The organism is Bacteroidota bacterium (genome assembly GCA_016713765.1).
GTDB lineage: Bacteria > Bacteroidota > Bacteroidia > AKYH767-A > 2013-40CM-41-45 > Pollutiaquabacter > Pollutiaquabacter aromativorans.
This window is the reverse complement of sequence record JADJON010000001.1, coordinates 2583675-2608046: the sequence shown is the minus strand read 5'-3', so window position 1 is coordinate 2608046 and position 24372 is coordinate 2583675. Positions and strand designations below refer to the sequence as shown.

Genomic DNA, 24372 nt, shown 5'->3' with positions numbered 1-24372 from the left:
TTCAGCCTTGCTTTTCACCGTCAGGCATGATTACGGCCATGACAAGGTAGAGCAGTACCCCCGTTCCAAATAGCAGCACAGCGGCAACGAACAGGATGCGGAAGATCACAGGATCCTGGTTAAAATATTCACCCAGCCCTCCGCAGACTCCGGCGATCTTTTTGTCTTTTCTGACGAGACGTTTTTGCATGGGAACGAAATTTATTCCCGAATTTACGATTCGATTTTCATTCCGCTATGCAGGGCTTTCTTTCCAAACTTGCCGAAACAGTCGTGCAGCAACACGGGACCGATCTGTCCCGTATCGCCCTGGTTTTTCCGACCCGGCGGGCAGGCCTGTTTTTCAAAAAGGAACTCGCTGCCAGGCTGCAGGGGCCTGCCTGGTCGCCCCGCATTTTTGCCATTCAGGATTTCATGGTGTCGCTTTCCGAATCAAGCATTCCGGATTCGGTGACACTCTTGTTCGAGTTGTTCTCGGTATACCGGAATTATTTTCCCGACGAGCCGTTTGAACGGTTTTATCCCTGGGGAGAAGTCATGTTACGTGACTTCGAAGAGATCGACCGAAACCTCGTGGATGCGGAGAAGATCTTCACCCTGGTATCCGATCTGCGAAGCATAGATGCCGCGTTCGCTCTGGAGGAAGATGACCTCGAGCGTTTCCGAGGATTCTGGAAAAACTTCTTCGGTCGGGAGTTGTCAGGGATCAAGTCGGAGTTTCTCCATACCTGGAAAAACCTCTTGCCCATTTATCGGGACTTCCGGAAAAAGCTACAAGATAAGGGACAGGCATACGAAGGATTGGCCTACCGGCTCGCGGCGGAGCAACTCCGGGGAGATGGGAAACCGGCTGTGGAGTTCGATTCCGTGATCTTCGCGGGGCTGTATGCCCTAAGCAAGTCCGAAGAGGCTATCATCGAACATTTTGTTGATCAGGGAATCGGCGCAACCCACTGGGATACTGATCGCTACTACCTCGATGATCCCGCTCAGGAAGCCGGGTACTTCCTGCGCAGCAGTCCGCTATTCCGGGAGCCGCGTAACTGGGTGGGCGACGATCTGCTCCGTCAACCCAAATCATTCGAAGTAGCCAGCATTCCACTGGAGGTGGGACAAGCGAAGTATGCCGGAGACCTCCTGGCCGGGTGGGTGAAGGAAATGGGTTTTCTTCCGGAACGCACCGCGGTCGTTTTACCCGATGAGCACTTGCTGTTTCCGGTGCTGTATTCGATACCCGAAGATTTCCCCTCGATCAATGTCACGATGGGCTATCCCTTGCGGCTGACGCCTTTGTATCGCCTCCTGGAATCGCTCATCGCGCTCGTGCGCAACCGCAGGTCCGGTAAGGAGGATGCCGGAAGTTATTACTTCCGGGATGTCGAACAGATCCTCGGCCATCCGTATGTCCGATTGCTTGACCCGGAAGGATTGCGTGACTGGCAGCAACGTCATCGCGACAAACGGTGGATACGCATCAGCGAGTCCGTCTTGCGTGAGAACGTGCCTCCGTTCTTCTCCCGGTTCTTCAAGAAGGTCGAAGGAATGCCCGCGCTGTTCGCCTGGTTCCGTGAGATTCTCCGTGCCGTGCTGGAAGCCATGCAGGAACAGGAGTTCCGCTTTCACCGGCTGGAGTCCGAATTTGTCTTTCATTTCCACAAGCAACTCAGCAGGCTGGAGGAGTTGGTACGTGACTTGCCCGTCGAACAGTCGCTCGAAACGTTCTGGACGCTCTTCCGCGAAGTCGTGCACTCGGCAAGGATTCCTTTTACCGGTGAACCGTTGAGCGGTCTGCAGGTGATGGGGTTTCTCGAAACCCGTGTGCTCGACTTTGATAACATCATCGTGCTTTCCGTGAACGAACAAAGCCTTCCTTCGGGAGGACAACATCCATCGTTCATTCCGTTCAACCTCCGGAAAGCGTTTCGACTGCCGACACAGGAAGAGCAACACGCCGTTTCGGCTTACCACTTCTATCGCATGTTGCAGCGGGCGAGACGGGTGGTCTTTACTTACAATACCGAATCGAAGGGCCTGACGAGCGGTGAACCATCACGCTTCCTGCTCCAGCTCGAACATGAGTTGGTGCCTCGCAGTCAGGGCGCGATTTCCTGGGAACGAAAAGTGATCACGACACCTATCCGGGACGTGCATCCGCTACCGGTTACGGTACGGAAGGATGCTGATGTGCTGGATAAACTCCAACGTTATGCCACCGCACCGGGAAAACGTCCGGAAGCCTCCGCCCGTTTCTCCGCATCCGCGTTGAGCACCTACATCGCATGTCCGCTACGGTTCTATTTCCGCTATGTGGCCGGTTTGCAGGAAACCGAAGAAGCGGAAGAAAACCTGGAAGCGGCGACCTTCGGATCGGTCTTGCACCGTGCCTTGCAAAATTTATACAAGACAGGGAAGCGCTGGGAAGCCGCAGGTGTACGCGCGCTCCGGAAGCGCATAGAGGAGCAGGTGGATGAAGCCCTGCACCATGAGTTCATTTCTTCCGACCAGTTGGAAGGAAAGAACATCCTGCTGCGGAATGTCATCGTGGAACTCACCGGCAGGATACTGGAAAAGGACGAAGCCTACGCGCCATTTGAGATACTCGGCTTGGAAGAGCCGGTGGAAGGTCGACTCGCGTTGGATGACAAGAGGACCGTGCATTTTCACGGATTCATCGATCGTCTGGATCGCGGCGCAGATGGCGTCCGGATCATTGATTACAAGACCGGGCGAGTCAAGCTGGAATCGACTGTCGATACGGAAGCATTGTTCTCGGATCCTGCTGCCAAGGAACAATTTCAGGCAACGCTCTATGCCTGGATGGTGTTGCAAGGCGGCGCATACGACACGGTCAAAGCTGCTTTGATTACCCTGCGTGAAATGCGGGAAGGCGTACGGTACCTTAACGAAGGGGAGGCATTCTCCTCCGTACAATTGAACGAATTCGAAGAACGTCTCCGAAGGTTGATCCGGGAGATCCTGGAACCGGATGTTCCATTCGCGCAAACGGACGACGAGGAACGTTGCAAATATTGTCCGTTCCGGGAAATCTGTAATCGCTGAAAAAAAAACAGCCTGCCGGATCCGGCAGGCTGTTTACATTTCCAAAATGACCGATTACTGAAGAACCACCTTCACATAATCGGTAGTACGGTCACCAGCCAGGTAAGCGAAATAGACCCCACGCGGCAGGTCCGCGACGTTGAGGCCGATCCGGTTAAGGCCGGTTATTGAATTCACCTGCTGACGAATCACCTGGCGACCCGAAAGGTCGATCAGCGAGATCTGGAAATTCTCGGATTCATTCACGCTTTCAAAGTCGATTTGCAAAAGGTCGGCCGCCGGGTTAGGGAACGCGATCATGTTCCTGCCGGTGCTGACCTGGTCCGGATTGAGTCGCAGCGCGTCGCTGATCATCGGGTCGTTGCCCGTCGGAACCGGGGGCAGTGATTGTACGACATAGACGGAGACCGGAAGTGAGGTCGAGAAGCAGTTACCGCCACTGTAAGCGCGTACCGAATAGGTTCCGGCCGTACTGACTGTAATCGAACGTGTCGTAGCGCCGTTGGACCACAGGTATCCGCCGGCAGTCGTGGAAGTAAGCGTTACCGTCTGACCGGAGGCCAGAATGTTCGATCCGCTCAACGTAATGGAAGGAGCAGTCGGCGGGGTGCAGCCGTTCGCGGAAACGTTCACGGCGTTCGAGGTGGCTTTGCAGCCGTTCGAGCCGGTGATGGTCACACGATACGATCCCTGGGTGGTAATCGTGACGCTGCGCGTAGCGGAACCGTTCGACCAGTTGTAGGCGTTGGCGCTGCTTGAAGTCAGCACAACACTCGTATGCGATGCCGTCAGGGTTGTAGATCCGCTGGCGGTAATGGTCGGGGTTGCGGGAGGAGAAAGCAGCGTCGTGGTGTAATTGGACGATTGCGCGAAACAACTCGGTCCGCCATAGGCGCGTACCCAGTACGTGCCGGCTGAACTGACCACGATGGAACGCGACGTAGCGCCGTTCGACCAGAGATAACCGTTGGCCGAGGTGCTGGTCAGCGTAATCGCCGTTCCCTGGCAAATGGCCGTGGTGCCGCTGGAGGTGATCGTCGGAGTCGGGTAGGTGGAGGTAACCGTAACAGCCGTATTGGATGAGGTGCCGGAGCAGCCACCCGAGGTGACCGTAACGTTGTAGTTGCCCGACGTGGTAACGTTGATGGATTGCGTAGTGGCACCGGTGGACCAGCGATAGGTCGAACCAGAACTGGCGGTGAGCGTTACACTGCTGCCCGGACAGAAGGTCGTGGGACCGCTTGCGGTGATCGTAGGCGTAGTACCGGTACCGGAGGCATTAACGACAACCGGCGATGACGTAGCGCTTGCGCCCGAAGCATTGGTAACGCGAACTGTATAAGAACCCGAACTGCTGACCGTGATCGAGCGGGTGGTTTGTCCACCCGGGCTCCAGAGATAAGCGGATCCTGAATTGGCCGTCAGTGTAACCGAGCCGCCGGAACAGAAGGTGGTCGGACCACTGGTCGTAATGGTAGCTACCGCGCTCGTGGTGGCGGGCATATAACCGTAATGGAACCAGGTATAACCCTGCAGGCTGATCCGCGATTTCCAGGAACCGGTTTCGGCAAGGTAAGCATTGGAGTAGGTCGTGTACGGCTTGGTTACCGAGTTGGAAGCAAGCCACGGTCCCATGAAGGAGGGTTCCGAAGAAAAGATCGGGAGGATGGTGACGGTTGCGGAAGTCGACGCGGCGTCGATCAGGCGGTTGCGCGAATAAGAGTAAACGTCCACATCCGTCGGACGGTAAGCGTGGAGCAACAACCGGTCGGTGCGGCTTACCACCTGCTGCATATGTCCGGTCGTGGGCCAGCCCAGGTAGTACTCGGAAATGCGGCCGTTAGCTGCGGCTGCCGAATCGATTTTCTTGAACTCGTTCCAGGAAAAACGCCAGGCACCGGCGGAATCACAGGAGTAACCGTTCGGGGTGAGATACTTGCTGCAATAGAGGCTGGCTACGCTGGACGATACCCACCACTCGAATTCGAAATTGAATACTTCGAATTTCTCCGCGCTGGAGGTACGGCCGTTGTTATAGGGAATGATGTAATCCCGGAAGAAAGAATAAACCTCCCCCGATGCGCCGAATTGCGTGATCCCGTAGTTCTGACGGGCACGGCTCATGAAAGCGGCGAGTTGGTTCTTTTTGGTGGTGCTGCTGAAGTCGAACGACCCCAGATCGTAGAAGATGATGTAGTTGAAACCATTCCCCGAACAATAATTGAGGATGGTATTCTCCGTCGTGGTGTTGCCGCACCAAACGTCTACATCCTTCAGGTACAGCGACCGGAAGTTGCTCGTTTGTGCATTGGCTGTCAAACCTGCTCCCAGTACCAGCCCGAATACCAGGGGAAAGATGCGCTTCAGCAATTGAACCATGTTGTTGATTTTCCTGAGTGTGTGTGTTTGCCGATTCCGTTGATCCGAACCACTGACCTTGCGGTCATCACTCATCCGGGTTAGTCGCAATGCCCGGACCTCCTGAATTCAGCGGGAGCGAAGATAATCAGCGTTTATCCTCGTGATTCTGAGGCAAAAATGGATATTAACGATGTTGACTCCCGGTTCACCTAACCTCCAATTTTTAAAAATTTGAAGGCTTTTTTCTCCTTGAAAAGCACAACAATTTGGAAGAAAAATGAAACTCGACCACTTGGTGTGTTGATAACTCGAAATGTTAAAATTTGGGGAAAAGCAAAAAGCCCGGGATTTCCCGGGCTTTTTGGATGGATTCGTTTGGCGATCAATGGTTCACGCTCAGGCGGGCCGAGTAGAATGTGTCGGTGGTGCGGACGCTCACTACATACAGTCCGGGCAGCAGTTGGCTGGTTTCCAGCATCACGAAGTTGTCGCCTTCGACCGACTGGACTTGCTGACTCAGGACGATTCTTCCGTTGAGGTCAAAGATGTCGACTTGCGCGTTTGCCTCTTCCTCGGCAAGGAAGTACAGTTTCACCTGGTAGTCGGCAGGATTCGGATAAACGGAGAGATCGATGCCCAGTTCACGCGACTCGAGTTCGGTGCCATCGTCGAGCCGGCGAAGCGCCAGTTCGTTGTGCGGGAGTTCGGATGCGTTCATCGGCGTGAAGTACTTCTTGCTCGAATACGAACTCGAAGTGGTGCCGCAAACCGTTTTTACGCGCCAGGAATAACGCGCGCCGGCCGTCAGGTTGTTGATGGTGGTCGAGGTCTGGTTGCTGTACGGCATCCGGATATAGTTGTACGTATTGGTGCCTTCCCGCTTGTAGCGGACCACGATGGTATCACATTGCGAAACGGCGTTCCAGGTGACCTTCACGCTGGTAGAGGAGAGGATGGTAGAGGTGAGGCCGCTGGGAGCGGTCAACTGACAGGCAACGGTTACGGGTACGGAGACCGACTGGCTTGCCGATGTTGCGGAGCAACCATTGCTGTTGGTCACCCGCACACTGTAGTTGCCGGAAGCCGTCGCGTCATAGCCCGCGCCGATCGCGTTCCCGATCGTGCTTCCATTGAGCAACCACTGGTAGCTGCTGATCGTTCCGCTTCCCGCAGCCGCGTTCGCGGTCAGCGGTACACTGGCCGAAAGCGGCGCGCCGACCGTCATCACGACACTCGGGGCATTGAAGACTGTAACGGTCACCGCCGGAGTGGTCGCGGAGACACCTGCTTTGGTAACCCGACAGGTATAGGTTCCGGCCGTGGATACCGAAATGGATGGCGTGGTTGCGCCGTTGGACCAGAGGTAGCTGTCGCCCGTGCTCGCAGCCAAACCTACGCCGCCACCGATGCAGAAGCTGGTACTGCCACTGGCGGTAATGATCGGATTGAAGGTCGTGGTGGCACCACCGGTACCGGGGACGGGTTTCGGCATATAGCCGTAGCAGAACCATTGGTATCCCTGAAGGTTGATGTGCGCTTTCCAGGCGGAGTTGTCTGCGTTGTAATCAGTCAGGTATTTGTTGTAAGCTTCGATCTGCGCATGCGACTGGATCCAGCCACTGCCCATGAAATCGGGTTCGGAAGAGAAGATCGGTACGACATTCACCGGGAGGTTGTTTCCTGCGAGATAACCCAGTCGCGTCTTGCTGTAACCAAAGACGGAGGAAGGATCAAGCCGGTAGGCATGCACCAGGATACGGTCAACCAGCGGTTGGAGTTCTTTTGCCTGTCCTGCATTGAACCAGCCTACATAGGTTTCGGAAAGGACGTTCAGCGAAGTGGCCAGGGAGTCTACTTTACGGAGGAGGTCTTTGTAGAATTTAAAAGCCCCGGCGGTATCGCAGTTGCATCCTGCAGGTTGCAGATACTGGGTACAATAGTATCCGCCAGAATTCACGGATGAACTGGTCCAGAATTCGAATTCCACGTTGAAGACATTGAAACGTTCGTTCACGTTCGACCGGCTGTTCTGGTACGGCTTCATTTTGTTCACGAAGAAGTTCCAGGATTCGCCCACGGCACCCATGTACGGAATACCGTATTGTTCACGACCACGACGCAGGAACGAAGCCAGTTGATTGGCTTTGGTCGTATTCGTCAGGTCAAAGGAATGCAGGTCGTAAAACGCCAGGTAGTTGAACGAGCTGTCTTGCGCGTACTTGAAAAGGCTGTCTTCCTTGGCGGTATTGCCGAGGATGGAGCTGAATTGATTCACGTAGATCCCCCGAAGGTTCGGGAGCTGAGCGAAAGCGGAACCGGTCAGCAGGTAGCAGCAGGTCAGCAGCGCGAGGGTGTAGAGTTTTTTCATCATGGTGTCTTCGCAGATAAACAACGATTGCAAAGTACCCCGCGTGATATACCCCGATTTGCGAGAGAAACGGGCTCAATTGAAAATGTAAGGTTGTGACGGCTTTCCGATCAAATATTCAGGATTGAGGGTGAAGCCTCGTTTTTTTAAAGAATTCAAAGAACTAAGTGGGAGGAATCATGAATTCCAAGTCCAAGGCAAGGGGGTACAGCACCTGTGCTCGTTCCTATTTTCGGCTGAAATGGTGTTCCCGGAACGGGTATTTCTTCATTTTCCTGTAATCTGATCCCAGTTCGATTTCAGCTTCGTTTCTTTGCGGGACTATGTCGACCCAGCAATTTCGTCCGGCTATCGCGATTCATGGAGGAGCAGGCACCATTCTGAGAAGCGTCATGCGTCCGGAACAGGAGAAAGAATACCACCATGCTTTGAAGGCTGCGTTGGAATCCGGCTACAACATCCTGCAGGCCGGCGGATCTTCTCTTGACGCGGTTGTCGCTGCCGTCGAATCACTGGAAGACTGTCCGCTCTTCAATGCCGGAAGAGGGGCCGTGTTCACCAACGAGGGTAAACACGAGCTGGATGCCGCGGTGATGCTCGGCAATTCACGCGCGGCCGGAGCGGTTGCGTCTGTGAGCGGTGTTCGGAATCCGGTACGACTCGCGCGTGCTGTCATGGAGCATTCGGAACATGTGTTGCTGGCCGGGGCAGGTGCGGAGCAATTCGCGAAAAGCCGCGCGATTGCGTTTGAACCCGAAGACTACTTTTTCACCCGGCAACGGTACGACCAATGGCAGGAAGCCATGCGCGAAGGTGTTGTCCAGTTGGATCACCGGGACGATAAGAAATTCGGAACCGTTGGTGCTGTGGCGCTCGATAACGCTGGCAATGTAGCCGCGGCGACTTCCACCGGTGGAATGACCAACAAACGCTTTGGCAGAATCGGCGACAGCCCCCTCATAGGCGCCGGCACCTGGGCCGATAACACGACCTGCGCGGTTTCCTGTACCGGCCACGGAGAATATTTCATCCGGGCCGTTGCCGCGTACGATGTCGCTTGTCTCATGGAATACAAAGGCATGACGCTCCGGCAAGCCTGTGAAGAGGTGGTCATGCATAAATTGAAACCGGCCGGTGGAGAAGGGGGGCTGATCGCCCTGGACCGTACCGGTGTTCCGGTTCTGATCTTTAATTCAGAAGGTATGTACCGCGGCTGGCAGACAATGCCCGGTGCCCCAAATACCGCGATTTACGGCGATTGATTTGACAATTTACTGATCAGCCGGTCTTTCCCCGCCTGCTCGCGTGTCGTATCTTTAGTGGCTTTCCAAGTCCCGTCTTTCGCATGTCCCGTCTCTGCAGGATACTGTTGTTCTTTTTATTGCTGGCAATAGCGGCAGACGGAACACACATTGTCGGTGGAGAAATGTCCTATCTCTCCCTGGGCGGCAATCAATATCGGGTCACCCTCACGGTTTACCGGGATTGTTACAACGGACAGGCCGGATTCGATAATCCGGCAGCCATTGGCATCTTTGACAGTAACGGCGATCTGGTCGCTTCACTGGATGCCACCATCACCAATTCCGGCGCTGTCGCCAACACGATCAACAGCCCCTGCCTGGTCCCTCCAACCAATGTTTGCTACGAATACGCGGTCTATCAGTTTAGTACGCTGCTACCGCCGATCAGCGGCGGCTATACGATTGCGTACCAGCGGTGTTGCCGGAATTCCACTATCCTGAATCTGGCCAACGTCCAATCGACCGGTGCTACCTACTTCGCCACCGTACCGGATACGCTGGTCGTGCAGGACAACAGCAGCCCTTATTTCAACCTGTTGCCGCCGACCTTCATCTGTTCCGGTGTGCCGTTCACCTTTGATCATTCGGCCACGGACCCGGACGGGGATTCGCTGGTTTACTCCTTGTTTGTTCCCTATGCGGGAGCAGATCCGGGCGATCCCGCTCCATCACCCCCTAACAATCCTCCTTATCAGCCGGTAGTTTTCCAGCCCCCCTATTCGATGAACGATTTCATGGGTGGAGTGCCGATGACCATCGACTATTCGTCAGGCTTGTTAAAGGCGACTCCGAACATGACCGGTCAGTTCGTTTATGGCATCGTCGTAAAGGAATACCGGAATGGCATCTACATCGGCGAAACATTTCGAGACTTCCAGGTCAATGTAGTGCCTTGTCCCACCATCACCGTAGCGTCCATCTTTTCGCCGACGATCGCCTGCGGCTCCTTGCAGGCCGACTTCGTCAATACCAGCGCAGGAGCAGCGACCTACTTTTGGGATTTCGGCGATCCTTTGCGGAGTGATGATACCTCTTCGTTGGAGAACCCTTCCTGGGTATATCCGGATACCGGCGAATACACAGCAACGCTCATTGCTTACTCTTCCATCGATCCGGCCTGCAACGACACGGCCTATGGATTGGTGAAAGCCTTCCCGCCATTCAATGCCGCAATCCGGATACAAAACCAGCGATGCTCACCGGTCTTTACGTTCATTGACTCGTCCTACGGCATTGGTGGAACTTCGAATTACTGGCAATGGACATTCGGCGACGGGCAGGTCGCGCCTACGGAAGCGGCTACCCATCAGTATGCCGCTCCCGGTCAATATAACGTGACGCTCATTGCCTCCACCGACTCGGGCTGTACCGATACTACCTCGCGACTGATTCATGTCTTGCAACTTCCGGAGCCTTAGTTCAGCCTGGAGCTGGATACCTGCAGCTTCCTGTTGCGAACACGGAATACTTCAGCGTATGCTTCCACCTATCAGTGGAATTTCGGAAACGGCATGGACGCGACCGCCGGCGACACCAGTTTCGTTTTTGCTGACGATGGTCTCTATACCATCACGCTCGAAGCGGTAACCGATTCCGGTTGTGCCCGCAGCACTTCCGCCGCGCTCTTCATTCCGCCATTGCCGGTAGCCGACTTCACGTGGGAAGTCGCGGAATGTGATTCCACCGTCCGGTTCGACAACCGTTCCGCGGATGCCCTGACATTTGACTGGGAGTTCGGCGATGGCGCGACAGCATCCGGGGAAAATGTCAGCCATACCTACGAAAAGGCCGGCAGCATTCCGGTTACCCTGATCGCACGGTCGCGTTATGGATGTCTGGATACCCTGGTGCAGGACATTTCCTTCACCAGCTACAAAGGCGCGGCCTTCGACTGGCAGCTTGATAGTTGTTCGGGTGAATTGCAGTTCTTCAATGTCACGCGCAACGCGGTGACGTATCGTTGGGATTTCGGCGACGGTACGATCAGCTTACAGGAGACACCCGTGCACAAATACCAGGCGAACGGTTCGTACCGGGTGTTGCTGACGGTAAATGGAGAATCAGCCTGTATCGATACGGTTTCCGACCTGACGGTTTATGAGTCGCCGCTCGGGGAGCGGTTGTTTGTGCCGAACGCTTTTACACCGAATGGCGATGGCAAGAACGAACGATTTGCCATCTCCGTTTATCGGCCCTGCGACCACTATGAATTGTTCGTCTTTGACCGCTGGGGACAAGAGATCTATCACGCCGAGGACGCTGTCACGGCCTCCTGGGATGGCACCATAGCAGGAAGGCCGGCCGAAACAGGTCTGTATGTCTACCTGCTGCGGTCGGCCTCCGGAAATCGTACCGGTACCATTACACTGCTTCGCTGATCAACGCGTCACCAGCTTCCCGGCCTTCTCGTATCCGTCTGGATGGGTGAGGCGGTAGAGGTAGATGGTTTGCGGGTGGGGGGCGAAGTTGAAGGAACTGCAATCTTTGGTACTATAGATCAGTTTCCCTTCCGTACTGAATAATTCTATTTGTGATGGTAGTTGGCTAGTTGCAGGTATGGAGAGTGATAATTGAAGGTTAGCATTCTGAACAATCTGCCAGGAAGCCACCGGAGACTTGATGTCCTCAATTCCAGATGGATCAAATGGTCCATACTCATATACGGCATCGGAGCCATCTGCACCTTGTACGATTCCGGTGGCTACATAGGCTTTGTTGCTCAGCGAGAAGGTTGCCGGATGTCTGCAGCCTGGGCCCGGTAGTGAATCGATCGGGGACCATTGATCAGATACGGGATCATAGGAGAAGAAGTCACTGAAAAAGTCAACACCATCTCCACCTGTGCCCACATAACCAAGTCCATTCTGCGTAAATGCGGCAGCTCCATAGCGCGCAGGACCAGGAAAATCAGCGACTTGATTCCAGTTATTTACGTTTGGATCATAAGCGAAAAAGTCGACGTTGCAACCACCGTCATATCCAAGTCCAAGGTAACCTATTCCATTGAGCGCGAAACCTGAAGCACTCTGTCTGGCTGAACCCGGAAAATTTGCTTTTTGTGTCCAGGTATCGGTGACAGGATCATACACCCACCAATCATTTGTATAGGGAAGATACCCCGTCCCGCAATACGCCTTACCGTTCAACACAAGAGTAACAACTGTATAACGTGAAGCACCGGGAAAATTTGCCAATGCGGTCCATGAATTGGTAACAGGATTGTAGCGCCAGAAATCGGCCAATTGTCCGCCGCTCGGGTTGGCCCAACCGAATCCGACAAATCCTTGTTGATTAACACTGAATGCTGCCGCAGCAAATCGGGATACACCCGGCAGATCGGCGATTTGCGTCCAGGTGTCGTTTTGAAAATCATACGACCAGCAATCTGTGACTGTCCATGTACCGTCGTATCCAGTACAAAGATATCCCGTGTTACCGATGCTGAATCCTACGGCTGCATTGCGAATGCCGCCCGGGAAGTCATTTTTAACGGACCATCGATAGGAAGCTTTGGCAAATGGTACATTGACAACGAGAAGCAACGCCAAAAAAAGTTTAGTGCAAATTGCAGTATGATTTTTCATTATGTGCTGAGTTTAATGCTCTAATATAATGGAAATATTGCATTCACCATAAATTTTATTGTGAATTAAAGAAAAGGTCATCGATTAACCCCTGGAGAGCGATTTTCCTCTTTTCTAATGGGTAATTATCCATGATCCTTTGTCTGGCTTTTAATCCTGCCGTAGGATCAACAGGATGATCAATGATTTGTTGCAGCAATTTTACCAGACCGGCAGGCGATCGTTCCTGAAGTACATAACCGGTATCCCCGATAATTTCAGGAATGGAAAATACGGAAGAGCCGATAGGAATACATTCGCAAAGCATGGCTTCGCAGAGTGCATTTGGAAAGCCTTCAGCCAATGATAATTGGAGATAAAACTGAGCCTTGTTCAAGTGGACTCGCAATTCTGATGGCGAGCAGGGCTCAATAAAATCGATATTGGAAGGAGCGCTTAATGGTATTTGTCCTTTTCCAATACCAATAATTATAAAATGTGCATTTGGAAGTGCAGTAGCGGCTTCAAGGATTAAATCGATGCCCTTTAGCTGTGCTTGAAACTTATAGTTAAGCCCTGAAGTAACCGTCGCGAAGCTGGCTTGCTTCTCGGGTTGAGCGGAGCGGAAAAATCTACCATCGTCATAGCCATTCGGGATACTGAGATGGCGCGTCTTTATTCGTGGTATGAAATGAGAAATTCCCTGAGCCGGTGCGCCACTTTTATCATACGTATATCGATGAAACCAAAGTGTTTCGTGTTTTGGGGAGATATAATTTGCATTGCGAAACGAGAAGATGGTGGCTTGTTTCAGCAGGGGCTTTTGTAAATTCCCGTAACCTATTGTGGGGAATGCGTGGCAATCTGTTCCTCCAGAGATGATTAAGCTCTTTTTGCCAAAGATCTTTGAAAAGACGACAGGGAGGACGGTGTGATAGCCGGCAAATTGACACACATATCCTCGGGTTTTGAATAAATAAAAAACGATGAAGTAAAATTGTTTTAGTGCAAGCAGCGGTGTCGTCCACTTGGATTTAGCGTGGAAATTGAAAGCTCTTACCCTGCACTTTTCTTCAATGATCTGAATGTCCTTCTGTACGAAGGTGGAAGCGCCTACATAGAAATAAAGTAACAGCGGGCGCTTATCCTGGTTCATTGTATCAATAGAGCGCTTTACTCAATCGAAGCTTGATGCTTCTAAATAGAACTGAAGCCTTCGACTTTTGCCGAATATTCTTGAGCGGGGTATTGACACGGAATACGAATGACTGATAATCCGGCTCTTCAAAAAAGACCGGGTACGAGATCATCGACTTGAGGTAGAAGCCATGTGCATACATAGGCTGGATAAAAATGTTGGTATGCAATGGCTGGTCAATGATCTGCAATTCATCCCGGTGAAATTTATGGAAGTACTCTAACATTCTGGGTTCAGGAATATTGATGAGGATCACACTCTCTTCGTGAACCAAACCGCGAATCGTTTTAAAAATATTGTCGTGCGCCTCCTGCGGTATATGTTCCAGCACATCCGGGAAAACGATAAAATCGAATTTCTCCGGGTAGCTGAATGCGGTCATGTCGGATACGACGAAGTCGATGTTTCGATACTTCTTTTGCCAGCGATGCTTGGCTGCTCCGACTGTTTGAGCGCTGATGTCAGCTCCGAGAATTTTGCCATTGGGGATGCAGCCTGCAATGAATTGAGTCAATGCACCAAATCCACATCCGATTTCCAGGACTTTGGAGTCTCGCTTCAATCCTTCCTGCTTCAGATTTCTTAGAATGAATCGATGGCGGCTGTTGATACCACTTAATTTCTTTTGATCGAGATCATTCCAGAATTTATCGTAGAACGCTCCAACTTCCTGATAACTGGCTAATTGTTCAGACATCGTCGTGTGGTTTCCTGTTTGTCAGGAAAATCGTGTAAAACGGCTGTGAAAATAGCGATTTTACCGGCAAGTACTCCTATCCTAATTGGTTAGCTTTACCCCAATTATGTGCGGTATTACGGGCTTTGTGGACTTCTCCGGCCGTTCGGGACCAGAGACGCTGAAGCGAATGGCGGACGCCATTGTTCACCGTGGCCCTGACGATGAAGGGCTGGAGTGTTTCAGCGATCCTGCTGCTTCGGTGGGTCTGGGATTCCGCCGTCTGGCCATCATCGATCTGAGCCCGGCCGGCCACCAGCCGATGCGCGATCCGGCCGACGGTTCGTGGATCGCCTTCAACGGCGAGGTTTACAATTTCCGGGAGATCAGGTCGGAGTTGGAAGCCGCCGGTCATACGTTCCATTCCCATTCCGATACGGAAGTCATCCTGCACGCCCTCAGGGCCTGGGGACTGGCCGCGGTCGATCGTTTCATCGGGATGTTCGCCATTGCCTGGTATCGCCCGGCCACACGCAAACTGACCCTCCTGCGCGATCGGGCGGGAGTGAAGCCCTTGTTCTATTACTGGAACGAACAACTGTTCCTCTTCGGCTCCGAACTCAAGAGTTTTCACCAACATCCGGACTTCAGGAAGGAGCTGGATCCCGAAGCGCTCGGACTCTTCTTCCGCTTCGGCTATATTCCTGCTCCTTATTCAATATTCCGGAATACGTTCAAGTTGCCACCGGCTCATTGGCTGGAACTTGATCTCACGTCCCGCAGCATAACGCTTCGTCAATATTGGAATCTTGCTGATGCCGTGCAGCAGCCTGCTCCGGTCATGAGCGATGCGGAAGTGGAAGAGGAGACGGAGCGCCTGCTCGTATCAGCCTTTCAGTACCGGATGATCGCGGATGTGCCGGTCGGCGTGTTTCTTTCCGGTGGCTACGACAGTTCCTGCGTCGCGGCGTTGTTGCAACGCAATACGGGGTCGAAGATTCGTACGTTCACCATCGGCTTTGAAGACGAACGTTTCAACGAGGCCGCGCACGCGAAGAAGGTCGCCGGTTATCTTGGCACCGATCATTACGAACACTTCTGTACTTACCGGGAAGCCATGGAGATCGTGCCGCGCCTTCCCGAGATCTACGATGAACCGTTCGGAGACCAATCGGCCGTCCCCACGACCCTGGTCAGTTCGATCGCGCGCAAGCAGGTCACGGTCGCGCTTTCGGCCGACGGTGGCGACGAACTTTTCGCGGGTTATCCCCGGCACCGGAAGAGCATGGGCTATCTCAACCGGCTCTCCGGGATCCCGGTTGCCTTGCGGAAGTCCGCTTCGGCTCTGTTGCCGATCGCTTCCGGGCGGGACCTGTCGCGCGCAGACCGTCGGGAGAAACTCCGGGAGTTCCTGCGGGCCGGTGACGCCGCCAGCCAGTTTCGCATCATCAACGAGACGTATACCGCAACCGAAGCACAGGAACTGATCGGCTTACCGGTGAAGCCCTTAGCCACGCGGTTTGACGCGGGTGCGGAGCTAGCCCGGATCCCGGAGCCGCTGCAACAGGTGCTCACGCTGGAATACCAAACCTACCTCGTCGAGGATATCCTGCAAAAGGTCGACCGTGCGACGATGAGCGTCAGCCTCGAAGGCCGCGAGCCGTTCCTCGATCACCGCATTGCGGAATGGGTGGGACGATTGCCGTCCCGCTGGAAGATGGACGAATCCGCGCAGAAAATATTGTTGAAGAAGATCGTCCACCGGCACATACCGCGTGAACTGATGGAGCGCCCTAAGATGGGTTTTGGCGTCCCGCTGGTCGACTGGTTGAAAACGGATCTTCGTCCATTCCTCGAACATGCTTTGCGCGAAGGATCGTTCGATCACGGCTTGCTGGATCCCAGGCAGGTCGGTCGGTTGAAGTCGGCTTACCTCGCCGGCCGACTGGAGAATTTCGAGCGGTTGTGGTACGTTCTCATGTTTCAAACCTGGTACGACCGCTGGATGCGGTAATGGAAAGGAACCGATGGGAGTCATCAAACGTCAAGGCATCAAGAACACGATCACCGGTTACCTCGGTATTGTCATCGGTTTCGTGAACCTGATCCTGATTCAACCCCACTTCTTAACCAAGGAAGAACTGGGCCTTACCCGGATCCTGTATTCGTTTTCGCTGATCGTCGCCATGTTTGTCCCGATGGGCATCAGCAATGCCATCATCCGGTACTTCCCGACCTTCAAGGATGAACAGCGGAAGCACCACGGGTTCTTCGCATTCGCCAGCTTGTTTCCACTGCTGGGCTTTCTGCTGGCAGGCGCCATCCTTTGGATCTTCCGCGACTTTTTCCTGAACCAATACCGGCGGGAGTCGCCGCTTTTTCTGGAGTACTTCGACTGGGTGTTCCCGCTGATCTTTTTCAATTCGTTCATCTCGGTTCTGACCGCCTGGTGCCAGGCCAACCTGAAGTCGACCATCCCCGCGTTTCTGAACGATGTCGTGATCCGCGTATTGACCATCGGTCTGGTCAGCATTTACTTCCTCCGCTGGCTCGACCTGGATGGATTCATCGCCGCCTTCGTCGCCTTGTATGGATTCCAGATGGTGACTTTGCTGGTTTACATATTTCAATTCGATCGCCCAGGGTTCCGGATCGACTGGCAAGTGTTCCGGGAAAAAAAGTTCACCGAGCTCATCCGGTTCGGATTGTTGCTCTGGTTCGCGTCCGTCGCTTCAATCGGTTTGAAATACTTCGACAGCATCATGATCGGTAAGTTCATGCCGTTGTCGTTTGTAGGTATTTACACCATTGCCGCGTTCATCCCGACCGTGATCGAGGCGCCGCTCAACGCGTTTGAAAAGATCGCGGCTTCCAAGATATCCTTCGCCTGGGCGCGCAACGACCGCCAGGAGATCTATTCGATCTACCATAAGTCCGCTGTCTACCTGTTCCTCCTCGGAGGCTGGTTATTCCTGATGATCAACGCGAACACCACCTCCTTGTTTACCTTTCTGCCTGAAGGTTATGAATTGGGCGCGCCCGTCATCCTGATCATCTCCGTCGCCACGGTCTTCAATATGGCCACCGGGCTGAATGCCCCGATCCTGTTCAACTCCGAGCGTTATCGCTGGGGAGCTTTCTTCCTCATCTTCCTGGCTATCGCGATCGTGGTGTTGCAAATGCTGCTGATCCCGGCTTATGGCCTGCTGGGCGCGGCGCTTGCCACATCATTAGCCTCGATCGCCTACAACCTGCTGTTGCTCATTTCAGTCTGGAAGTTCTTCGGCTTGCAACCGTTTGATAAACGCAACCTGAAAGTGCTGTTGATCCTCTTGCTGAGCTTTGCCATCGCCTTGCTGATCCCGCACCTGCAAAACCGGTGGATGGATATCGCATTCCGATGTTCAGTCCTTAGCCTGTGCTATGGCGGAGCGATTTACGTGTGGAACGTGGTGCCGGAATTCCACCGGTACCTTCCCTGGGAAAGAAAGCCTTAATCGAGTTTCGCCAACAGGGCTTTGGCCCGGCTGACACAATCGCGGTCATCATCATCCCGCTCCGTAAGGTCCAGTACTTTCTTGCACCACACCCTGGCCAGCACGTCGTCTTTGCCTTGATTCCGATCGGCATACGTTTGTGCCAACTCGATCTTGTGTAGCATGACTTCGGGTTCCAGTTGCACGGCTTTACTGAAGCAATCGATCGCCGATTCATAGGACCCGCCCTCCGGTACACCGCCGAAGAGGGTGTTGATCATCGCCTTTTCCACAAAATTGAAACCGGCCACGGTGCGGTGCCAGCGGCCCAGGATGTGCCAGGCGCCCGCCAGTTTCGGATCATATTTCAATGCGAGGTCGCATTCATTGCGGATCACCTTTGCGTTGGCGATCTTCTGCTTGCTGGAAGCGTTTTCATTGATACGACCCAGGGCCAGTGCGTAGTTGTAGTGCGCTTCAGCATCCGTAGCCTGCAAGGCGATCGCTTTTCGGGAAAGGTATTCCGCTTTGCGGAAATACGACTGCCGTTTTTCATCAACCGTCTCGCGATTCCCGGCTTTGCACAGGAGATAAGCGGTGTTGGTGAGGTAAGGGACCCGCGTCGAATCGGATTTGAGCAGTTGCTGGAAGATGGCAAGCGATTCCTCCCAGCGTTTCTGGTCTTTCAGTACCAACGCTTTTTTGAGATCGGCTTCGGGAGTTTGAGCAAGCACCAGCGAAGCGGGAAGAAGTAAAATCAGCAGTAGTTGGCGGCGCATGTCGTGGACGATTTCAGAATACGCGTTTGACCTGGCGTTTGGCGTTTTCAATACTGGCATTCAGCTCGAATCCGAGGATCAATACCAGCGCGTTGAAATAAAACCAGATCATCATGACGATGATGGTACCGATCGAACCGTAAACCTTGTTGTATTGGCCAAAGTGATTGACGAAGTAGGCGAATCCGGTGGATACGACGATCGTGCCGATGGTCGCGAAGGTGGAGCCGGCCGATATGAAACGCCAGCGTTTCCGGATAGCCGGCGCGTAGTAGTACAGGAACGAGATCGCGATCAGGAAGAGCGCGAGCACAACCGTCCATTTTCCCAGCAGGAGCAAGACCACCTGGGTGTTGGATTTCAGAATGTGCTTGGCTACCAGAAACTTCGTAGCCACCTCGCTGAAGATGATCAGGGTCGTGGCGATGATCACCAGGGTCGATAACAGGAGCGTGAGCACCAGCGCGACCAGGCGTTGCTTCCAGGGCGGTCGCGTTTCCAGGATGTGATAGGAGGAGTTGAATCCCCGCATCATGGTCATGAAGCCGTTCGTTGTGAAGTACAGGGCCAGGAGGAAACCGAGGGAGAGCAACCCGCCGCGCTGGATCCGTACGATGTCGACGATCGTCTCCCGCGTCCAGTCTTTCGCGTCCTGAGGAAGGGTTTCCAACAGCAGCCGGATCAGCGACTCCTGAAAGCCTTTGATCGGGATGTAAGCGATCAGGGAGAAGGAAAAGATGATAGCCGGGAACGTAGCCAGAAAGAAACTGAAGGCCAGTGATTGCGCCCGGGTCACGATGGAACCTTTTTGAATGCCGGTGAAGAAGAAATCGGCGACATCGTACAGGGGCATGTTGTCAAAGCCGGGTAGCGCCACGCGTTTGGAATACGCGACACCCGATTTGACCGGACCCGAGGTCAGGATCTTTCGGAGGATTTTCCTGGATAATTTCCGAAGGGTCATGAGCGGTCAACGAAGGATTTTCATGCTGATATCGAGACTGCGGTAGCTATGCGTCAGGGCGCCTACGGAAATGAACTGCACACCGGTCTCGGCGAATCCTCTGACGGTTTGCAAGTTGATACCACCGGAAGCCTCGGTCTCGAATCGGCCCGCGATGCGTGCTACAGCGGCCTGAAGGTCGGTCGTTGTGAAGTTGTCCAACATGATCCGTTGCACATTACCTTCTGCCAGCACTTCTTCCACTTCCGCTGCATTGCGCGTTTCGATTTCGATCGGCAACTGTCTGCCGGTGGAACGGAGGTAGTCGTTCGCGCGACGGATCGCGGGACGAATGCCTCCCGCCGCGTCGACATGATTGTCCTTGATCAGGATCATGTCGAACAAGCCGAAGCGGTGGTTTTGTCCGCCGCCCAGCAAGACAGCCCATTTCTCAAACAGGCGGAAATTCGGAGTGGTCTTGCGTGTATCCACGATGATGGCGCCGGTACCGGCCACGGCCTCGACGAACTGCCGGGTCATGGTTGCGATCCCGCTCATGCGTTGCATGCAATTCAACAAAAGGCGCTCGGCCATGAGAAGCGATCGCACAGCGCCTTCCACCTCCATGACCACGGTCCCGTTCGAAACGGACTGTCCTTCATTCGATAGGACCTTCACGATGACGGTAGGGTCGACGGTATTCAGGATCTGGTCGGCGAGTACAAGTCCGGCAATGATCCCGTCCTGTTTCACCCGAACCAGGGCTTTACCCTGTTTATCGGCGGGAATAGTGGATAGTGAAGTATGGTCGCCGTCACCGATATCTTCCGCCAGTGCCTGTCGGATGAAATCGGGAATGGACAGACCTGAAGGAGAAGTATCCGGGAAGGGGGTAGTCGGAGTCATCGGGTGCAAAAATAAGGTTCCGGACCATAAACAGTTCCGGCCGCTGTGAAGCGGCCGGAAGTAAATACGGAATCGTTGGACCTATTCTGTTTCAAATCGTAATTCCTGGATGAAATTCTTCCCGTTGGTTGATTTGATATAGAACGAAGTTCGGTAAGACTTACCGCTGGCCGTCTGCAAGGTGCCGATGGCGTATTGCAAACCTTCCCGGGAAGCCCCTTTATGAACGACCTGGAACGACTTTGGCGGGTCTTTCTGGAAAAAATCCCGCAAAACCTGTTCGGCCTGTGCTTTGGAATAGACCTCCTCCTGTTCGAGAATCGTGAGATCCAGGGTAGGGCCGAAGTATGCGGCCACCGACCTGGCATCGCCGCTCCGGATGGCATTGGCGATTTCCTCGTAAAGGTCGAGTGTACGGGCGGAAGAAGATCCGAACAGCAAGAGGAACAGGAACAGAAACCGGACTTTCATGGTTGTTGGGTGAATGGCAAATACCACGCCATGCAAGATGTAGATCAGTCAGCGAAAGATACAGCCAAAACCGGCTCTTATGCGGCCATTCCGGTCGGTTTTCCAACCCGGCCTGTGGATAGGAAACGTATTTTTGAAGCGTGAAATTCAGGTTCGTTTTTGTCGGAAAGACCACGGAGCGGTGGCTGCAGGAAGGTATCCAGGAGTACAGCAAGCGATTGGAACACTATGCTTCAGTCGAGATCGTCGTAGTACCGGGCTCCACCAACCGTGAGCCGGTCCGGCAGGTGGAGGAGGAAGGGAACGCGATCCTCAAAGCGATAGGGCCGAAAGATTGGCTGATCCTGCTCGATGAGCACGGTGAAACGTGCAGTTCCGTTGGACTTGCCGAATTGCTTGAGAAACGGATGAATGCCGGCATTTCTTCGTTTGCCTTTGTGATCGGGGGCGCTTATGGCTTATCGGCCTCGGTCAGGGAGAAAGCGAAGCTGACGCTCAGCCTATCGAAACTGACCTTCACCCATCAGATGGTCCGGGTGATTCTGTTAGAGCAAGTGTACCGGGCCATGACGATACGGCGGGGTGAGTCGTATCACCATGTCTAGTGCTCAATCAGTTTTTGATATACCTGGTGATATTGGTCTACGCCTTTCGATAAGGAAAACAACTGTACAGCGGCTTGTCGTATACCTTGCTTCGGTAGCTGAAGCAATCGGGGCAAATCGTGAATGACAAAATCGTAGTCGTCGTTCGAAAAGGATCGGACGATGGCTCCTGCACCGGATTCCCGTATGATCCGATCCGTATCGCCGACATTCGAGTTGCAGATGATCGGTATGCCCATGCTCATGATCTCGCCGAGCTTTACCGGAGAAGATGCTTTTTTGGAATAGACCGGTTTGATAAAGAAAATGGAGACATGACTGAGCGAGAGGTAAACGGGTACCTGATGATGCGGCACCTGGTGGATCAGAATGCTGGAATCGGGGATTTCCCTGGCCTTGGCCTTGCTGCGGATCATGGCAGCATCCTCGTGCGAGATGAACAGAAAGCGTGCGTTCGGATAAACGATCAGCATGCGCTTGAAAAAGTCCAGCATCTCATCCAACAGATACCAGGTGCCCACTGCTCCGACGTAGGAGAGAACCAGTTCATTGCCGGCTAACCCCAGTATTTCGCGTGCAGAAGCCTGGGCTACGATATCCTGCTCCGGGTGAAATAGTTGTGGGTCGACACAGCAGGGGATCACCTGGATGGGAATCGGTCGGTGATCGATCTTTCTCCAGGTCCGGATCTCTTTAAAGGCGTCCTGGGTGAGGCAGATGGTGGAATCGGCTTCTTCCAAAAAAGCCGACTCCCTGTTCTTGAAGAAGCGATAGATCCATTTGTAAATAAGTTTGCGCTGATTCCACATGCCGCCGTCGATTCGTTCATCCGCATAGAATCCGCGCATGTCGAAGATGAAGCGCAGTTTGAATCGCCGCTTCAACCACAATCCCACCAGGGAGGTGATGTAACTCCTGCAGTGTACGATCTCGAATTTTTCCTGGAGGCAAAGTCGTTTGCTGATCCTGCGGATCTTCCACAGGTCATACAGCGTGCTCAGGATAGGAGGGGACTTGGTATAGGGGATGTGTATCCAATGGATCCCGCATGCGGTGGTCAACTCCTTCAATTGATCGATCTGTTCCCAGCGGTTCGGTTTCTCAGAGCTGATGATGGTGATCGCATAACCGCGTTCACTCAGTCCGATCATGTAAGGCAAGACCTGCGACTGCCCCAGTGGATCCGTCAGACCATCGTATGTCAGGTACAGGATGCGCGGAGCTGATTTCCGGGGTGATTCGTTATTTTTGTTAAATTCGTAGCCCATGATTCAGTACCTGTCGGTTATCGACCTGGTCGTTCCACCGTTGTTGTTGATGGTTATCTTTTTCGTCACCAACAGCAGGCGGGTCAAAAATATCGAAACCAATCCGAGTTATCGCTATTATGTTCCCGGTTTGGTCGTCAAACTGATCGGTGGCACCCTGGTATGTCTGATCTATGTGGTCTATTACAGCGGTGGTGATACCCTGAATTATTACAACGACAATACTTGCGTCACCAATCTCTTCCTGAAGGACCCGCAGGCGATCCTGGATTTTATGATCGGCCCCAGCCCGGAGACCTGGTGGAGGTTCGATTCCGATACGGGTTTCCCTATCTACTTTTCTGACAAGCACGCGATCATCGTCGTAAAGCTCACCTGGATATTTTGTCTGTTGACCTTTAAGAGTTTCATCGCTCAGACCATGCTGTTGGCCTGGGTCTCGTATTGGTCGATCTGGCGTATGTATCAGACTTTTATCCACGAATTCCCGCACCTCACCAGGCAATTTGCTTTTGCTATCCTGTTTGTACCCTCGGTTTTCTTCTGGGGGTCCGGCTTATTGAAGGATACGATCACATTTTCTGCAGTCTGTCTCTTTACAAGTTCCTACTCCCTGATTCTGACGCGGGGAAAAGAGGTAACCAAGAACCTATTCCTCATCCTGGTGGCTTCCATGCTGCTGATCTACATAAAGCCATATATCTTCTTTGCCTTGTTGCCGGGATCGATCCTCTGGTTCGCGGGTGTCGGCATCTCCAAGGTAAACAATCAACTTGTGAAATCGATGACGACTCCGATCATCATCATGTTGTCTCTCTTATCAGGTTACTTCATGCTGCGGCAAATGAGTGTATTCCTGGGAGAATATGCCTTGGAAAACGTACTGGAAAAGGCGGTGGTGACGAACCTTGACTTGAAGAACGAACGCTACCAGGGATCCTCATTCGATATCGGCGATTTTGACCCAACGATCGGAGGTATTCTTTCGAAAGTTCCGGCTGCCATCAATGCAACCTTGTTCCGCCCCTATCTCTGGGAGGCCAACAACTTTGCCATGATCTTCTCCGGGATCGAGAATCTGATCCTGCTCTCGATGACGATCTATATTCTGCTCCTCTTGCGGGTGTATAATTTGTTCAGACTGATGTTCCGCCACCGGATCCTCTTCTTTACGATTTTCTTCAGCCTGTTCTTTTCGTTTGCGGTAGGACTGACGACTTCGAATTTCGGAAGCCTTGTGCGTTACAAGATCCCGGCGATTCCTTTTTTTGTCATAAGCCTTTTCATTATCAACAATACATATAAGGATATGAAAGTTGAGCGCCGAAAAAAAACGCTTCAGGAAGAGGGGATTTAAACCACGATCAGTTATCCAACTTCCTTTCCGTGGAGTA

At 53.2% G+C, this 24372-nt stretch carries 19 protein-coding genes; 8 read left to right on the top strand and 11 right to left on the bottom strand.

Annotation, left to right across the window (positions count from 1 at the left end; genetic code table 11):
* Nucleotide 1 precedes the first annotated feature (1 nt).
* On the bottom strand, nt 2-190 hold the full coding sequence (locus tag IPJ96_10190; protein MBK7910720.1) for a PspC domain-containing protein: 189 nt from the start codon (nt 188-190) through the stop codon (nt 2-4).
* A gap of 47 nt (nt 191-237) precedes the next feature.
* Here IPJ96_10190 and IPJ96_10185 point away from each other — a divergent pair, with 47 nt between their 5' ends.
* On the top strand, nt 238-3060 hold the full coding sequence (locus tag IPJ96_10185; protein MBK7910719.1) for a PD-(D/E)XK nuclease family protein: 2823 nt from the start codon (nt 238-240) through the stop codon (nt 3058-3060).
* A 54-nt stretch (nt 3061-3114) separates the two neighbouring features.
* Here the strand turns inward: IPJ96_10185 and IPJ96_10180 are convergent, their stop codons facing one another.
* Together IPJ96_10180 and IPJ96_10175 are read right to left on the bottom strand one after the other, a co-directional pair.
* The gene (locus IPJ96_10180) at nt 3115-5439 is read right to left on the bottom strand and encodes a T9SS type A sorting domain-containing protein (GenBank protein MBK7910718.1); all 2325 of its coding nucleotides are present in this window, start codon (nt 5437-5439) and stop codon (nt 3115-3117) included.
* Between the two features lie 364 nt (nt 5440-5803).
* Entirely contained in the window at nt 5804-7792 is a 1989-nt protein-coding gene (locus tag IPJ96_10175) for a T9SS type A sorting domain-containing protein (protein ID MBK7910717.1), read from the bottom strand.
* 320 nt (nt 7793-8112) lie between these two features.
* Here IPJ96_10175 and IPJ96_10170 point away from each other — a divergent pair, with 320 nt between their 5' ends.
* The 3 genes from IPJ96_10170 to IPJ96_10160 all read left to right on the top strand — a co-directional run bounded on the left by IPJ96_10170 (nt 8113) and on the right by IPJ96_10160 (nt 11471).
* Complete coding sequence (locus IPJ96_10170; protein ID MBK7910716.1) at nt 8113-9051, top strand: isoaspartyl peptidase/L-asparaginase; 939 nt, start codon at nt 8113-8115, stop codon at nt 9049-9051.
* Nucleotides 9052-9134: 83 nt separating this feature from the next.
* Nucleotides 9135-10511 (top strand): PKD domain-containing protein, encoded by a 1377-nt coding sequence (locus IPJ96_10165; protein MBK7910715.1) that lies wholly within the window; start codon nt 9135-9137, stop codon nt 10509-10511.
* Nucleotides 10512-10544: 33 nt separating this feature from the next.
* Nucleotides 10545-11471, top strand: a complete 927-nt coding sequence (locus tag IPJ96_10160) for a PKD domain-containing protein (protein ID MBK7910714.1) — start codon at nt 10545-10547, stop codon at nt 11469-11471.
* Here IPJ96_10160 and IPJ96_10155 read toward each other — a convergent pair whose 3' ends face one another.
* The 3 genes from IPJ96_10155 to IPJ96_10145 are packed head-to-tail and all read right to left on the bottom strand — an operon-like array spanning nt 11472 to nt 14551.
* On the bottom strand, nt 11472-12677 hold the full coding sequence (locus tag IPJ96_10155; GenBank protein MBK7910713.1) for a hypothetical protein: 1206 nt from the start codon (nt 12675-12677) through the stop codon (nt 11472-11474).
* Nucleotides 12678-12732: 55 nt separating this feature from the next.
* On the bottom strand, nt 12733-13812 hold the full coding sequence (locus IPJ96_10150) for a glycosyltransferase family 4 protein (protein MBK7910712.1): 1080 nt from the start codon (nt 13810-13812) through the stop codon (nt 12733-12735).
* 4 nt (nt 13813-13816) lie between these two features.
* The gene (locus tag IPJ96_10145; protein MBK7910711.1) at nt 13817-14551 is read right to left on the bottom strand and encodes a class I SAM-dependent methyltransferase; all 735 of its coding nucleotides are present in this window, start codon (nt 14549-14551) and stop codon (nt 13817-13819) included.
* A 106-nt stretch (nt 14552-14657) separates the two neighbouring features.
* Here IPJ96_10145 and asnB point away from each other — a divergent pair, with 106 nt between their 5' ends.
* Together asnB and IPJ96_10135 are read left to right on the top strand one after the other, a co-directional pair.
* Nucleotides 14658-16544 carry an asparagine synthase (glutamine-hydrolyzing) gene (asnB, locus tag IPJ96_10140; GenBank protein MBK7910710.1) on the top strand — a complete coding sequence of 629 codons (1887 nt, stop codon included), beginning with the start codon at nt 14658-14660 and terminating at the stop codon, nt 16542-16544.
* A 13-nt stretch (nt 16545-16557) separates the two neighbouring features.
* Nucleotides 16558-18027 (top strand): oligosaccharide flippase family protein, encoded by a 1470-nt coding sequence (locus IPJ96_10135; GenBank protein ID MBK7910709.1) that lies wholly within the window; start codon nt 16558-16560, stop codon nt 18025-18027.
* On the opposite strand, the gene IPJ96_10130 is transcribed toward IPJ96_10135, so the two are convergent.
* The 4 genes from IPJ96_10130 to IPJ96_10115 form a co-directional block, all read right to left on the bottom strand.
* Nucleotides 18024-18785: a hypothetical protein gene (locus IPJ96_10130; GenBank protein MBK7910708.1), complete on the bottom strand. Its 762-nt coding sequence runs from the start codon at nt 18783-18785 to the stop codon at nt 18024-18026. The genes IPJ96_10135 and IPJ96_10130 overlap by 4 nt on opposite strands.
* Before the next feature lie 13 nt (nt 18786-18798).
* Nucleotides 18799-19749: a YihY/virulence factor BrkB family protein gene (locus tag IPJ96_10125; protein MBK7910707.1), complete on the bottom strand. Its 951-nt coding sequence runs from the start codon at nt 19747-19749 to the stop codon at nt 18799-18801.
* A 6-nt stretch (nt 19750-19755) separates the two neighbouring features.
* Nucleotides 19756-20592 carry a carboxylating nicotinate-nucleotide diphosphorylase gene (gene nadC / locus IPJ96_10120; protein MBK7910706.1) on the bottom strand — a complete coding sequence of 279 codons (837 nt, stop codon included), beginning with the start codon at nt 20590-20592 and terminating at the stop codon, nt 19756-19758.
* A 123-nt stretch (nt 20593-20715) separates the two neighbouring features.
* Nucleotides 20716-21105 carry a DUF4783 domain-containing protein gene (locus IPJ96_10115; protein ID MBK7910705.1) on the bottom strand — a complete coding sequence of 130 codons (390 nt, stop codon included), beginning with the start codon at nt 21103-21105 and terminating at the stop codon, nt 20716-20718.
* A gap of 140 nt (nt 21106-21245) precedes the next feature.
* On the opposite strand from IPJ96_10115, the gene IPJ96_10110 reads away from it, so the two are divergent.
* Nucleotides 21246-21710, top strand: coding sequence for a 23S rRNA (pseudouridine(1915)-N(3))-methyltransferase RlmH (locus IPJ96_10110; protein MBK7910704.1), 465 nt, complete (start codon nt 21246-21248; stop codon nt 21708-21710).
* Here IPJ96_10110 and IPJ96_10105 read toward each other — a convergent pair.
* On the bottom strand, nt 21707-22978 hold the full coding sequence (locus IPJ96_10105) for a glycosyltransferase (GenBank protein ID MBK7910703.1): 1272 nt from the start codon (nt 22976-22978) through the stop codon (nt 21707-21709). The genes IPJ96_10110 and IPJ96_10105 overlap by 4 nt on opposite strands.
* Between IPJ96_10105 and IPJ96_10100 the strand changes: the two genes are divergently transcribed.
* The gene (locus IPJ96_10100) at nt 22977-24335 is read left to right on the top strand and encodes a hypothetical protein (protein ID MBK7910702.1); all 1359 of its coding nucleotides are present in this window, start codon (nt 22977-22979) and stop codon (nt 24333-24335) included. The two genes, IPJ96_10105 and IPJ96_10100, sit on opposite strands and share 2 nt — an antisense overlap.
* Nucleotides 24336-24372: the final 37 nt, after the last annotated feature.